Here is a 14,458-nt window from a genome sequence, read left to right as displayed (position 1 = left end):
GCAAGAATTTCGAAAAAAAGTCCGGTTAGCTTGCCTATCTCTTGAACTTCATATTTCCTTTGTGATATGCGCTAATCAGCATAGGGATGGCGATCAGCAAACTGACGATGATCGGTACAATGGATGCCTCCAGTCCGAAGCTTCCCCCTGTCAACCAAGGCGCTCCGGATAGCTGTACATCAAAAAAGCCTTGCGTTGCTATGCCTGACACCGGTATACCCAGCATTCCCTCCAGTGCATTCCATGCAAAATGTAGTCCGATGACAAACCACAGATTACGCCGCCACAGAAACCCGGCTCCGAGCAAAATGCCTGCCTCTATGACAATAGCAACGGAACTCCAGAGTGTTGCTCCGGGATTTGGCAGATGAGCCAAACCGAAAAATAGCGAAGTTATAGCCAAAGCGATCCAGCTTCCAAGTCGCTTTTCAATCGCTTGCAGGAACAGGCCTCGAAAGATCAATTCCTCCACAATGGCTGCACCGATCGCCAAAGCCACAATAGAACCAACCGCGTTCGTCGCTGACCATGTAAAGCTGTATCCACCAAGCAACGTGATGATCCCGACAGAAACACCAATCAAGATCAGACCAACTCCTGAGCCTAAGATTAATTCGATTCCTGCATGTCGAAGTTGCAATTCCTGTACCTTGCGCCCTGCCATGAATTTCATTACAAACCAGTAGACCACAATGGAAACGATACCTCCTGCAAGTGCCAGCATAATCGACAGAATGCCTTGCGAATCAACGAACAGCTTTTGGGTCATGAAACCGGACAGGCCCAGGAGAGTAACACCTGTAAACATCCATACGAGCGGAAACTGCATTATTTTTCTCACCTCAACCGAACCTCCTCACATGATTGGACTAGTTACCCTTAGTATATATGTATGATGTGAATATTGCTTTCAAGCAATCCTTCGCAATGGATCGTCGTATTTACAATACTTTGGAGCAAAGTAACCATTCAGCCGGTTGGCAGTTTCGAATCTAACGCAAAAAAGCCGCTTATGTGCGGCTTTGCTTCATAGAGTTAGGCACCTTGCTCTCCAATCATCTGCAGTTCAATCTTCTTCATCTCGTAAAAATAACCTTTACGTTCCATCAACTCTTCGAACGAGCCTGTTTCGACAATCTGGCCTTGATCCATGACCACAATCTGATCCATCCGTTCAAGTCCTGTCAAACGGTGACAGACGAGTAGCAGCGTGTCCTCAACCGCCTGTGTCAGCAAGTTCTGTAGCACACGTGCTTCCGTAACGTAGTCCAGCGAAGAAGTTGGTTCGTCCAGCAACCATAACCTGCCCTTGCGTAACATGGCACGGGCCAGAGCCAGCCGCTGCTTCTCGCCATCGGACAGATTTTCTCCTTTTTCGTATACGGAGTCGTCCAAAGATGTATTGAACAGTTGAACTTGATGGAGTATATCTTGCACATATTCATCGGAGTGAGACTCACCACTGAGTAGCAGATTATCGCGAATCGTTCCCCGGAAAAAGTGGCTTTGTTGCAACACAGCACGGGTATTTTGCCATATGTTTGTTTCATTCCATTCATTCACCGAGATGGCATTGAATTTTATTTTGCCAGCAGCAGGCGTCCGTAGCTTGAGAAGCAAATCCAAAATGGTAGATTTTCCAGAGCCACTTGCCCCGACAATCGCCGTTTTGGAGCCAGGTGCAAGGTAGAGTGAGACGTCATTTAGCGCAGATCTCCACTCCCCTTCATATTGAAAAGAAACATGAGACAGTTCAATGGTTACCGCTTCCCCTTCTGCATCGACCTCCAGAGATAAATGGGTTTTAGATGATGAATGAGATTGATCATCGTATCCTTTGTTCTGCTGATCAGGCACAGTTTCAGCCAAACGTTTCGCAGCATTCTCGCTGTCCAACTTATACGCTGGTAACACGGCCATTGCTGCGGATTCTTCAAACATCGTTTGTGTTGCCAGAATCAACATCGCAAGATACACACCGGCAAAGACTCCGTCTGCAATGAGAAAAGCACTGATTACCAGCACACCCCATGTGACGAGATAGGTGACAAAAACATGCATGGATTGTCCCAGCACCAATTGTGTAGCGGCACGTTGTTGCTGCGTTGCGAGTTCAGCCGAATCCTGCTGAAGCTGCCGCTCACGCTCTGCCAATTGTCCATATACTTTCAAGTCACGGAAACCATACAATACTTCGGTAACCTCTGTAGATAGCTTTGCCCGTTGCTGGCGTACATGTTCGTTGATCTTACGTTGACCGATCAGCACCAGGTTTGGGACAACAAAGGCTGTAATCAACATACCAACGATGAGTAAACACGCAATCCAGAATGAAAAAACGGCTGTAAACAGGACGGTGCTCAGGAATACCATCACCACCATAATAGGCGGATAAGCAACACGCAGAAAATAATGCTGCAAGCTCTCTACATCACCTACAATACGTGCCAGCAGATCTCCGCTTCGGTTTTTGTTCAAAATTCCAGGCGTAACCGGAATAAGCTTGGCAAAAAATGAGGTTCGTAAACGGCTGAGGATGGAAAAGGTTGCCCGGTGAGAGGCAAGTCTCTCGCCATAACGGCTAGCCGCACGCACGAATCCAAGCAGTTTGACCATCGACGTTAGAACGATCAAGGTGTACAGTGGCGGTGCAAATACCGTTTGCGAGATAAGATATCCGCTTGCGGAGAAAAGGGCTACACCTGCTGTGCCAGCAATGAATCCGCATAATATAGAAAGCAAAATGTCTTTGCGTTCCTGCATCATTGCCTTGGACAGAACAGCTAACTCTTTCATGCGATCCCTCCTGTTCTCTGAAGTTGTACCATCTCGGCATATACAGGCACTCGTTCTAACAGCTCCTGATGTGTTCCCGAATCTGCAAGTACACCATCCGACATGAACCAAATCTGGTCTGCTTGCTGAATCGTATATAACCTGTGTGCCACCGTAATGATGGTGGCCTGTTGTGACAATGCTGCGATAGAACGTTGCAAAATCTGTTCGGTACGCAGGTCGAGTCCAACTGTAGGTTCATCAAACAGGATGAGGGCAGGCTTCTTCAGAAAAGCGCGAGCGAGAGCTAATCGTTGTTTTTCTCCCCCAGAAAGCCCACGCCCTCCTTCCCCAACAGGGGTGTCCAACCCTTTATCCAATAGAGCAATAAGTGAAGTGAGTCCTGCGCGTTCAGCCGCTTTCTCTATCTCCGCACGGGGTTCATCCCTTCCTGAACCTATAGTTATATTTTCAGCTAATGTGCCTGCAAAAATATAGGGATGTTGTGTAATATAACTGATCTGTTTAAACCAGTCGTCTTCGTTTATTTGTACAAGCGGTCTTCCGTTAATACAAACTTCTCCCGAGGTTGGATGTAACAAACCGGAGATTAGGCTCAATAAGGTTGTTTTACCTGAGCCGCTTGGACCAACAATGGCGAGCTTTTCTCCTGGTTTTATCGATACATGTCCCGTTTCAAGTGCAAACGAACCTGGGGCATAATGAAACCGGACATTTTTTAATTCAATGAATGACGGCATATCTGACTTCGTTGACGACGATCTAGGCAAAAATTGGTGATGTGACGAATTCTCCTCATCTTTCTTGGGCTGTGAATTCTCACTTCGTTGTTCGCTTTCTCCAATTAGTTGCTCCACTTTACGAATAGCGCCCATGCTTGTTCGACCGCTGTGAAAGGCGGTACCTGTATTTTTTAACAAACTGTAGAACTCCGGAACGAGCAACAGCAATAGAAAAGCGGTATGAAAAGTCATCGATTTATACACGAGTAGCTGAATGGCAAGCTCTAACGCAACGATACCGATACTTAACATGACAATCGCTTCAAGCATAAACGTATTCGTAAAAGCAATCTTCAAAATGCTCATCGTGCTATCCCGATAACCCAGACTGCTGCGTTCGATCTCCTGTTGCTGACGATTCACCCGTCCGAATATTTTCAATGTCACCAGACCTTGCAGCGAGTCGAGGAACGTACCGGAAAACTCCGCCAGCTGTGCATACTTTTCTTCGGATTTATTTTTGGTCTGCAAACCAACGAGAATCATGAACAATGGAATAAACGGTGCTGTACACAACAGAATCCAGCCTGTATTGGCATGCAGTGTGAAGGCAACTACCAAAATCACAATCGGAATAATCGACGCTTCCATCATGCGCGGCATGTACTGACTGAAATAGCTGTCCGCCTCATCGACGGCGTCTAGGGCAACGCTGACCTTGCCTCCCGTCTGCCCTTGCAATGCAGAGAACATGGAAGCTTGAATCAGATTTTGTAACACCTTGGCACGCATATTTGTTTTCGCACGTGCAGCCATATGCAAACCAACTTTCCCGTTGCCGTATGTTAACAGCGTACGTAGAGCCATAACGGTGAGTAATAACCCGAGAAGCGGCATGATCGATGATAAGGTTGCCTTTTCTACAAAAATACGCTGTACAGATTCTGCCATAAATACAGCCTGGCTTATGATCGCTGCACCAAGGGCCAGTGAAAAGGCCATAAGGAGAAGTCTGCTTTTTCGGAGTGAAGACATCTGCTGTTGAATCAGAATCGATTTTTGCCGACCTGACTGTTTTCCTTGCTGTTTGGTTCGCTCTTTCCTTTGCCTTTTCACAGGATGACCCTCCCTTTTATTTGTTGCCTTTGACATAATCCGCATCAAACAGGAACAGTTTGAACACCAGAATCAGAGATGGAATGAGCAGGCATAGTCCTCCGATAAAGACGACTACCAGTGCGAAACCCATGGCTGGCGAGGTGGCACTGCTCTGAATCGTGATGTACGGATCAAGGATGTATGGATATTGACCGATGCCATATGCAAAAAAGGCACAGAAAAACTGTAGCATGATGCAAATAAAAGCAAGTCCGTAGCGGCGTTCGTTGTACAGCAACCACATGGCAACCATGAAGAAGGCTACGGATATAGCGAGAAGCCACCAGAGATCCATCATATTTTGAAAATGGCGTTCATTGTGCTGACCCAAATATATAAATGCAGTCAGCGCTAAAATAATCGTAGGTGTGCTCCAAAATAAGGAATAATTCCGCATGAGCTTCAAGGCACCTTGATCTTCTGCCCGTGAGGCGTAGAAGGTCAGAAAGGTTCCACTGATAAACAATACAGAGACAATCGCCAGTCCAACGATGCTCCAGGATAACGGATTGGTGAACAAAGCCCAGTAATCCAGTGTAACTGTCTCCCCCTGCTTCAGGATAAAGCCACCTTCGGACAAAGTCAGAGCTACGGACAAAGATGCCGGAATCAACAAACCCGTTGCTCCATATAGAAACAGGTACACGATGTTGTTCTTGGAACCGTAATTTTCAAAGGCATAGAACGAGCCACGGATCGCTAGAAGTATAACGGCGATACTTCCGGGAACGATCAAGGCTGCGCCATAATAAGAGGCCGTATCTGGGAAAAATCCAACGATACCGATATAGAAAAAGACAAAAAATACATTCGTAATCTCCCATACTGGCGATAGATAACGAGAGATTAATCGATTGATCAGATGATCCTGCTTGGTCAAGCGTGCATAAAAGGCGAAAAATCCAGCTCCGAAATCGATTGACGCAACGATCAAATATCCGTACAGAAACAGCCAGAGCACTGAAATACCAATCAACTCATAACTCATCGGGATGGCTCTCCTTTCTCCGCAACTGTTGCTGTTTTATTTTGTTTGGCCTGCAACCATCGTTCCATTTCAAGCTCAGCAGGATTGTTATTGAACAAGCGTTTCAACACGAGAGCACAGATCACGCCAAGCACGATATACAAAAGCAAGAAAACAAAAAATAAAATTCGTACACTCGGAGAAGATGTAGCGGCTTCTTCGACACGCATGTACCCCCGAATAATCCATGGCTGTCGTCCGATTTCGGCATAAAACCAGCCCATCTCCACAGCGAGGAAAGCAAGCGGTGCGCTGATTGCAACTAGGCCAAGCATCCACTTGTTCAGCGGATTACGCTTCTTCCATAACACAAACAGAAAATATAGGCTGGAGATCGCGAGTAGAGCAAATCCGATGCCAGCCATCAAATCGAATAGATAATGCACCAGCAGTGGCGGTTGTTCATCGGGTGGAAATTCGTTCAGCCCGGTGACTTCAGCATTAAAATCTCCATAGGCCAGAAAGCTGAGCAACTTGGGCAGATGCAACGCACCTATAATCTCATGTTCTGCATTCAGCCAACCAAGCAGGATCAAATCCGCGCCGCTCTCTGTCTCAAAATGCCATTCTGCAGCGGCCAACTTCTCCGGTTGGTGTTCAGCCAAAAACTTCGCAGATACATCTCCGGCAAGGGTGTTCAGCAAACTGAATACCAGAACCACGGCCATCATCAGGTTTAAGCCTTTCTTGTGGTAAGCAGATGCACCTCTCTTCAACATCGCCAGAGCCGCAATCCCGGCGAGCAAAGCCGCCCCTGTCAGATAAGCCGAGCTTAAGACATGGAACACTTTAGAGAACGTTGCTGTATTCAGCATGGCTTGCACGGGATTGACCGCTGTAAATTGACCAGCCTGCATCACAAATCCTTCCGGTTGGTTCATGAATCCGTTCACGGTTGTGATGAAAACGGCTGACATGCCTGCCCCGGCGACAACCGGGATCGTAAGCAGCCAGTGAATATACGGGTTTTTGAATCGATCCCATGTATAGAGATAAATGCCGAGGAATATCGCTTCAAAAAAGAAGGCGAACACTTCCATAAATAGCGGCAATGCGATGACATTACCAGCCAGCTTCATGAAATTCGGCCACACCAAGGCCAGCTGCAGGGATATCGCTGTACCTGTCACCACCCCCACAGCCACCGAAATGACAAAACCTCGTGACCATCTTTTTGCCATAAGTATGTAGTGGGGGTCTTTCTTCCGAATTCCGATAAATTCAGCAATCGCAATCATCAGAGGTATACCCACGCCAAGTGTTGCAAAAATAACGTGAAATCCAAGTGTCAAACCCGTTACGAGTCTGCTCCATAACACAGTATCGACTGCCATTTTGCATTGTCTCCTCTCAAATTCCATTCGATTCATTATGAGAAAAAAATCACAAACCAAAATACAAGGATAGGTTGCCACATGTCCAGTGCATTTAATTCTGTAACACTTGAACGCTATCCAAGGTTGGATGTTCCCTACTCCCAGATTTACGTCACCCCTTAATCTTTGGCTTAGACCTAATAATCAAAATTATTATATCCTTAATTTTAAGCAATTCAATCACTGATACCCCCTTGTTCATAAACGTTCAAGAAAGGCTCAACTCTTTCTGACAACTTCGTGAAAATAGGCACAATCACCCTTTAGGGCTATTGCATTATTGAGCATAGCCGTGATATTGGGTGATTGCACATTCATTGCGTGTGAATCCTTGAGACATTATCCAACCAACATTAGAAATGATCTGTGTTACACTGGAGTTAATTCTGTCCTCCGACAGAGAGACATGCAATTCATAACGATTCATAACGATGATAACGTTGCATAGTGTAAGGAGATGTTCTATTGAGTAGTATTAAAGATAAATTTGATTACATGTCGGAGACCGAAAGACTCGTGATCCGCCCACTACAAGATGAAGATTACGAGAACTGGCTTCACGAATTCGAGAGCCGTTCTCCCTCCCAGCATCGACACGATCCTGGAAAAATGGATATGAGTGAATGTACATTAGAATGGTTCGAGCGTCTGGTAGCAAGGCATCAGGAACTGGCGCTTAACGATAAAGTATATGTCTTTGGGGTTTTCCGCAAAGAAGACGGCACTCACTTGGGCATGATCGATATTGCCACCTTGGCGAGAGAACCTTTTCAGTGGGCGAGCTTTGGGTACACCATTCACAATCAGCACTGGAAAAAAGGATACGGCAAAGAAGCAGTAAGTCAGGTCCTCCGTATTGCAGCCGAGTCTTTAAAATTCCACCGTTTGGAAGCACATATCAATCTGGATAACCTGTCCTCAATCAAGCTGGCTGAAAGTGTCGGTCTGGAGTTCGAATGTATTCGCAAAGGTTTTATCTATGAACATGAGGAATGGACGGATCATCTGGTTTATTTCAAGAACCTCTTTTAAGAAGCTTACCGTTTAAAACATATCATCTAAAAAAAGCAGCTACCATCCAAGGTAGCTGCTTTTACTTAATATCAGATTAGAGCAAGTGAACTAATAAAATACATTTACTTCACTATGTGGATTCAGATCAGGGATACACTACATATATTATCAACCCATATTCACATGTATTAATGTGACTTTTTTTGAATACAGACCTCGAAGATTTTGCAATAATACATGGATAAATGTACTAATTATATTGTTATCTTTTTCCTGGTTCAGTTACACGCGCTTAACAGCGAATTCATTTAAGATATGCCGTACCTGATAGGTGCCCTCTTCTAATTCAGATTGTACAAATGACTCCACAGCATCCTTCTCCACGTCATACAGTACTTCAATTTCTTTGGAGAACAGAAGATGTCCTTCTTTCATTTTGTGAGACAATCCAGCAATCTTCTTCGGCCTCGGCGTTTCACCCAGAATCTGTTGTAGTGCTTGAACATACGTTTCCAATGCGCGAGCTCCTACCACTTTGATTCCCTGTTGCTCTTGATTGACAATAATAATGGAGGGGAAACCTCGAACGCCAAGCCGGGCGGTCATCTCAAAATCTTCTTCTAACATGTCTTGTGCAGATTGCTGAGCAGCGCTGTGCACGATTTCTTTTCCATTGAGACCCAATTGATCCACAAGCTCAATCAACACGGCATCTTCTCCAATATTTCGATTCATCGCAAATACGGCTTCACGTGCAATTCTTAGAAAGGCTTGTTCTTTCCCAGGATATATCCGCTCTATGACTTTGAACACACGAGAAGGCGGATAGGAAGACTGGATTGGGTTCTCAAGCCAAACGGAACCGTCAATCGGCATCCGTGAGTGCTCGCCCACTTCTCTCCAATGGCCTGCCACATCAGCAGGTTTCTGAATACCATTTGCCCCATCGGAGAACCCTTCCCAGCTTGCTAACAAACCACCCATTTTAGTCTCCACATTAAAATAATGACCGTACTCTTCTACAAATCGATTCAACACAGGTTCCAGTGCCCAGCAGTGTGAGCATATGGGGTCTGTAGCATAATAAAGTGTTATTTTTTTCTCTTCCTCCATTAGATTAATCACTTGCATTTCTTCTTCATCACTTACACCACATACACCCGTTTCCAAATCACACATCATGGATTCATTACTCATCATTATCCCATCCTTTTTGATCTTATCTATTGAATTAATTTTGTGTTAGTATGATTATAATATCTACAATCTACAGAACAAGTACGATTCTTTTTCTGACTAAGTATCAAAAAGTATACTAATGGAGGTTTTCGCGTGAAATATGATTTTAATTTTGATCAACTCTGTCCAGCTACGTATGCTTTTCAGGTGATTGGCGGCAAGTGGAATCTGCCAATTCTGGCGATCCTGAGTGAAGATGACAGTATTCGATATAACGAATTAAAAAGAAGGCTGCCCGGCATCACACCAACGATGTTAACGAATTGTTTGAAAGATTTGATTCAATACGGAATCGTGCATCGGGAGCAATATAACGAAATTCCGCCAAGAGTCGAATATTCACTCACACTATCTGGCAAAGAACTGGTTCCTTTAATTGAATCGATGGTGTTATGGGGTCAAAAAAATATGCAGCAAGCTTCGGATTCATATTAAAACGGATAAGTGTCTGGTGCTATCGTATGCTGTTAGCGGAATTCCTGACTTACACTTGTGTACCAGATCAGGGTTGGCAATGAATGGTCGGCCAAAAGCCGCCAGATCAATTACACTGCCCTTAATTGCCTCTTCTGCTGTCTCCAGACTAAGATTTCCTACTCCGATCATGATGTGTTTCCATTGTGTCCGAATGGCCTGATGGAAGTTGAGTCCATCTAACCAGACACTTGCGTAACTTTCGGTTGAAGGGTGCAGAATGGTGATGCCCGTTTCACGAAACAGCGCCAGATAGGCGTGGAGAGTCTCGACTCTAGAGGCCCATGAATAAGAAGGATCATCATCTTTTTTTTCGGAAAACCGGATGCTTATGCGTTCCACGCTGATTTCTTTTTTTACCGCCTCAATAATCTCTCTCAAAAAACGAAGTCTCTCCTGAAGACCGCCGCCATATTGGTCTGTTCGTTTGTTCGTACGCTCATTGATGAATTGATCAATCAGATACCCATGTGCTGCATGGAGCTCAACCCCGTCAAACCCTGACAAAACTGCATTGCGCGCAGCCATCTGAAAATGATAGACGGCATCCTCGATCTCCAATGGAGTCATGGCTTGAGGGCACTCATAGGGCTTGTGAAGTTTATGCACCTTCCCCTCCGCTTGGATGGGTGAAGGTGCTTGGGGCTTCCTTCCGATCAAGTCGGAATGCGAGAGGCGCCCCACATGCCATAATTGTGCGATGATCGTACCGCCGTGTCGATGAACAGCCTCTGTTACCTTTTTCCATGAAGCGATCTGTGCCCCCGTGTATAATCCAGGTATCCCGTATGTCCCTTTGCCTGAAAGCATCGGATTAATGCCTTCCGTAATGATCAAACCTACGCCATCTCTAGCTCGTTGTTCGTAATAAGCAGCAATCTCATCGGTTACCGTTCCGTCCTCATCCCGTGCAAAACCTCTGGTCAGTGGAGCCATCACGATACGGTTGCGAAGCTTCCATTGGTTGATCGTTACAGGTTGAAACATATTTAAATTGGATTTAGACATGTCATTTCCTCTTCTCTGTTTGAAATTAAAACTATTGTAGAACGAATAAGACATATCGTAAAATGATTAGAATATATAGGACTATCACTGAGAGTGATACCTTTCCTTAAAGGAATAACGAAGAACAATCGTTCTTTTTTTCGCCTAAAAAAATTGCTGTTCGGGAGGCTGTCATGGAACTATCTGATATTGATATTATGCTGGCCGTTGGACGCTCGGGCAAAATCTCACAAGCAGCCAAAGAACTAAACTACGCCCAGTCTAATGTCACGACACGGATCAAAAAACTGGAGGAAGAATACCAGGTACAGTTGTTTAACCGATCTTCCAAAGGGGTGATACCCACGGAAAAAGGGACGCAGTTTCTTGCTTATGCGGCACGGATTCGAGGTCTACTACATGATTTGCAACAAGAGATGGCCGATCCGGAGGAACCATCGGGTACGTTGAAAATCGGAATCGTCGAGACCGCTGCTTCACGTCGTTTCATCGAGATTTTGAATGAGTATCAGATGACGTATCCAGACGTATCCATTTCGCTGGTGAACGCTACCTCCCCCAAAGTACTAAGGCATAAAATTCGGTCTTCTGAACTGGATGGTGCTTTCATTAGCGGGGCCTGCGTGAAGGAAGGGTTAAAGGTGGAATATGAGATGCAGGATACGGTTCACATCATCTCGAAACGAATGGAGTCACCTTTGGAGTCATTTTGTCAACTTTCATGGGTTGTCTTTCCCCAAGGATGTCCGTACCGTGAAATTACAGAGAAGTTTTTGGCAGAGGAGGGGCTGTCGGCCAAAAGATTGATCGAAGTCAGTACAATGGAAAATCTACTTAGCTGTGTAGAATCCGGAATCGCTGTGACAATTATGCCCTGTAGCGTTGTTCACAATAAACCTGAGGCATACACGTTACACAATCTATCCGATGTACTCACACCGACTACAACCACATTTGTACGGGGTGAAAATCGATATGTCAGCAGTGCGCTACAGCAGTTCATGAGGCTGCTAAATGAGAAGTGTGCAACCTTCTAGGTCTTCATTGCGAACAACTTTTCTGACTCTTCGACCGTATGTGCATCAAAAAAGAGAGCAGCCAGATGGCTGTTCTCTTTGTATACTGTAGCTCGTTCTACATACCCAGGTAGCTCATTCTGCTCATCCAAGCAGCTCTTTTATTTACTTAAGACTGTTCCAAAATTGCTGGAATGCCCCCTGCTCCACTTTAAAAAATACAGGCGCAAAGCCGTAACGTACCATGCCTTCCTCTCCGAACAGGACAAGTTTAACCTTGGTTTTATCCTCAAGAGTCAAATAAATCATTTTACGATCTTCTCTACCATAGAGACGTTCATCCAGTTCAGGACTGGCTGCTACCGGAGCTGCTAGAGATAGTGCATCAATAAAGTTGTTCAGTGAGTCGTCTACCGGAAACTGCTGGAGCTGCTGCAACCCGTTATTCCAGCTATCAAAGCTCTCCCACTGTGCCGCAGTCACATGATCCTTCATGTTCAGCTTGCCGAGGAGATCAGATAGGCCGCTGACCGATATACCATTGGTTTTATCAAACAGTTGTGCATAGACTTGACCGTCTATTTCCGTATAAGACATAATCCGAAAATCAGAATCGTATCCTTTCACGGTGTAAATATCTGCTGTACCAATCGTCGAGGCCAGCTCTTTGTAGTCATCCTCACCACTTCGCTCATGGATGCCACCAGTCGTTTTGCCCAGTTTCTCACCGCGGAGCGACAAGGCATCTGCCCCATCCACCGTTGTCGCAGATTCGGTGTAGACGTTGCCATGATAAACAACTAGTCCAATCATGTCTGCCTTAACATTCTTATCATTACTGGGTAACTCAGTCTTCGGAATCTCTACGGGAACAATGTTTGAGTTTTCAGTTTTGATCGCAGTCTTTCCTTTGGTAACCTTGCCTTGGTTAACCTCTCCGGAATTTAACGCAGTCTCTTTTGCAGGTGCAGTCGTTCCACCCCATTGTTGCCATACCGTTGGTGCTGCCAATCCAATGCTTGTTGCGACTACAACACTCGCTGCGATGTACAGCGATTTACGAGGGCGTTTCGTGGATTGACGCTGGACATTCACGTTCTGTTCGATTCTTTTTTTCATCTGGTCATCTGTTTTCATCTGATCCACCGCTTTCTTATATCGTTGTTTGAATTGTTGTTCATTCATGGTTGTTCCTCCCCTTCAAGCTCCAGTTTTAACAGTTGTCTCCCCCGTTGTAATCTCATCTTCACAGCTGATTCACTAATCTCTAAAATCTTGCTAATGTCCCGGATACCATAGTCTTCGTAATAATAGAGATGAACTACCGATCTATATTTCACGGGCAGAGACAACACTAGTTCAATCAAAGCCCGATCTTCAGAATTATCCAGCGTGATGGGCTCCACGGCTTCCAGCTTGACTTCCCGTTTACGCCAGCCTTTACGAAGCAAGGATTTGCAATGATTGGTAATCACCCGAATCATCCATGCTTTTTGATGTTCCGCATCGTTGAACGCAGGCGCTTTTTCCATCCATTTGATGAATGTGTCCTGAGTAGCTTCTTCCGCGTCTTCCCGCCTGCCGAGGTGAACCATTGCAATCCGGAACAGCGTATCCGCGTATGTATCATAGATGTTCGTAACTTCATCACTTGGTTGAGATGTTGTTTGCTGCATGGTTGTTGTGCCCTCCTTTATACCCTAAACACTCTTACGGACGACATTTGGTCACATTTTGTTTTCACTTTTTTTATCTTCGCTTGCATAAACGCAAAAAAGGCTATTTCGCTGACGACACAACCAAATGCGTGTCATTGAAATAGCCCGTTTCATATTAACATTAACGGTAAAATGCTCCCCTTCAAAACGGTTAATTTGCGAACTAACTTATTTCCAAATAATCGAGATATGCGTCCCATGTACCGTCATCTGCTGTTACGATCAGTTCAATCACCTGATTTCCGGTACCATGACTGATATTATTCAGCGTATACACTGCGGGACTGCTACCTCCAAAATAAAACGTGCCTTTCGTCTGCCCGCCAATCTTTAGATCCACTCTGGCCATATTGGCATTGTTCGACGCACCTCGCAAAGCGAATGAATGCGTTCCGCTTGAGAAGTTATGCGTCGTCCGCACGGCATCATTATTAGCATACAGGACAACACCGTTGAACGGGGAGCTGATGTTCCCGGTATACTGTCCGCTCTTGGTCATATTCTCCGTTTCGATTCTCACCGTCGTTGCGGGTGGATTGTTGGTTGCCCCATCCGGTGCAACAGCTCGTCCGGTGGATGGAGAGATCATGCCGGCACACAGGCCACGGTTTTTCAGATTCTGAGCAATCTGTGGAATGGCCTGAAGTGTTGTTTGGTACTGATCATGCATCAAAATAACATCTCCGCTTGCCATACGATTCACGGCAGCTACAATCTGTGAGGCACTTGCCCCATTCCAATCCTGTGAATCGACATTCCACAATACTTCTCTCAATCCGTTCTGGCTAATGACCGACTTCAACGTTGCATTGGTGGCGCCATATGGTGGTCTAAAGAGCGAAGGCGACGAACCAGTAATCGAACGAATCGTCTGTTGGGTACGCGTAATCTCGGATGCCATCTGTGAACT

Annotated in this window: 14 protein-coding genes; 3 read left to right on the top strand and 11 right to left on the bottom strand. The window is 45.4% G+C overall.

Going from position 1 to position 14,458, the window contains the following annotated elements; all coding sequences use genetic code 11:
• Nucleotides 1-34 precede the first annotated feature (34 nt).
• The 5 genes from EC604_RS23940 to EC604_RS23920 all read right to left on the bottom strand — a co-directional run bounded on the left by EC604_RS23940 (nt 35) and on the right by EC604_RS23920 (nt 7,037).
• A complete protein-coding gene (locus EC604_RS23940; protein ID WP_240037159.1) occupies nt 35-841 on the bottom strand; it encodes a CPBP family intramembrane glutamic endopeptidase in 807 nt (268 codons plus the stop codon).
• A gap of 194 nt (nt 842-1,035) precedes the next feature.
• Complete coding sequence (gene cydC, locus EC604_RS23935; protein ID WP_123066544.1) at nt 1,036-2,796, bottom strand: thiol reductant ABC exporter subunit CydC; 1,761 nt, start codon at nt 2,794-2,796, stop codon at nt 1,036-1,038.
• On the bottom strand, nt 2,793-4,553 hold the full coding sequence (cydD, locus tag EC604_RS23930; RefSeq protein ID WP_240037177.1) for a thiol reductant ABC exporter subunit CydD: 1,761 nt from the start codon (nt 4,551-4,553) through the stop codon (nt 2,793-2,795). The genes cydC and cydD overlap by 4 nt, the downstream gene beginning before the upstream one ends.
• Before the next feature lie 97 nt (nt 4,554-4,650).
• Nucleotides 4,651-5,664: a cytochrome d ubiquinol oxidase subunit II gene (locus EC604_RS23925; protein WP_123066542.1), complete on the bottom strand. Its 1,014-nt coding sequence runs from the start codon at nt 5,662-5,664 to the stop codon at nt 4,651-4,653.
• Nucleotides 5,661-7,037, bottom strand: coding sequence for a cytochrome ubiquinol oxidase subunit I (locus EC604_RS23920; RefSeq protein ID WP_123066541.1), 1,377 nt, complete (start codon nt 7,035-7,037; stop codon nt 5,661-5,663). Before EC604_RS23920 ends, EC604_RS23925 begins: the two co-directional genes overlap by 4 nt.
• Nucleotides 7,038-7,574: 537 nt before the next feature.
• On the opposite strand from EC604_RS23920, the gene EC604_RS23915 reads away from it, so the two are divergent.
• The gene (locus EC604_RS23915) at nt 7,575-8,111 is read left to right on the top strand and encodes a GNAT family N-acetyltransferase (RefSeq protein WP_123066649.1); all 537 of its coding nucleotides are present in this window, start codon (nt 7,575-7,577) and stop codon (nt 8,109-8,111) included.
• Between the two features lie 264 nt (nt 8,112-8,375).
• Here the strand turns inward: EC604_RS23915 and EC604_RS23910 are convergent, their stop codons facing one another.
• Nucleotides 8,376-9,290 carry a DsbA family oxidoreductase gene (locus tag EC604_RS23910; protein ID WP_123066540.1) on the bottom strand — a complete coding sequence of 305 codons (915 nt, stop codon included), beginning with the start codon at nt 9,288-9,290 and terminating at the stop codon, nt 8,376-8,378.
• Nucleotides 9,291-9,425: 135 nt separating this feature from the next.
• Here EC604_RS23910 and EC604_RS23905 point away from each other — a divergent pair, with 135 nt between their 5' ends.
• Nucleotides 9,426-9,767, top strand: a complete 342-nt coding sequence (locus tag EC604_RS23905) for a winged helix-turn-helix transcriptional regulator (protein ID WP_123066539.1) — start codon at nt 9,426-9,428, stop codon at nt 9,765-9,767.
• Here the strand turns inward: EC604_RS23905 and EC604_RS23900 are convergent.
• Nucleotides 9,759-10,814, bottom strand: a complete 1,056-nt coding sequence (locus EC604_RS23900; protein ID WP_240037155.1) for an alkene reductase — start codon at nt 10,812-10,814, stop codon at nt 9,759-9,761. The genes EC604_RS23905 and EC604_RS23900 overlap by 9 nt on opposite strands.
• Before the next feature lie 173 nt (nt 10,815-10,987).
• Between EC604_RS23900 and EC604_RS23895 the strand changes: the two genes are divergently transcribed.
• A complete protein-coding gene (locus EC604_RS23895) occupies nt 10,988-11,851 on the top strand; it encodes a LysR family transcriptional regulator (protein ID WP_123066538.1) in 864 nt (287 codons plus the stop codon).
• On the opposite strand, the gene EC604_RS30860 is transcribed toward EC604_RS23895, so the two are convergent.
• The 4 genes from EC604_RS30860 to EC604_RS23880 form a co-directional block, all read right to left on the bottom strand.
• Nucleotides 11,848-11,982, bottom strand: a complete 135-nt coding sequence (locus tag EC604_RS30860; protein WP_275670052.1) for a hypothetical protein — start codon at nt 11,980-11,982, stop codon at nt 11,848-11,850. The genes EC604_RS23895 and EC604_RS30860 overlap by 4 nt on opposite strands.
• A 13-nt stretch (nt 11,983-11,995) precedes the next feature.
• Nucleotides 11,996-13,015, bottom strand: coding sequence for a hypothetical protein (locus EC604_RS23890; RefSeq protein ID WP_123066537.1), 1,020 nt, complete (start codon nt 13,013-13,015; stop codon nt 11,996-11,998).
• Nucleotides 13,012-13,506, bottom strand: coding sequence for an RNA polymerase sigma factor (locus EC604_RS23885; RefSeq protein WP_123066536.1), 495 nt, complete (start codon nt 13,504-13,506; stop codon nt 13,012-13,014). Before EC604_RS23885 ends, EC604_RS23890 begins: the two co-directional genes overlap by 4 nt.
• A 205-nt stretch (nt 13,507-13,711) precedes the next feature.
• Nucleotides 13,712-14,458: polysaccharide deacetylase family protein (locus tag EC604_RS23880; RefSeq protein WP_123066535.1), on the bottom strand; the 747-nt coding region annotated here is incomplete at its 5' end.

It is taken from the genome of Paenibacillus amylolyticus (genome assembly GCF_003719335.1).
Classification (GTDB): Bacteria; Bacillota; Bacilli; order Paenibacillales; family Paenibacillaceae; genus Paenibacillus; species Paenibacillus amylolyticus_D.
This window is presented reverse-complemented; position numbering and strand designations above follow the sequence as displayed.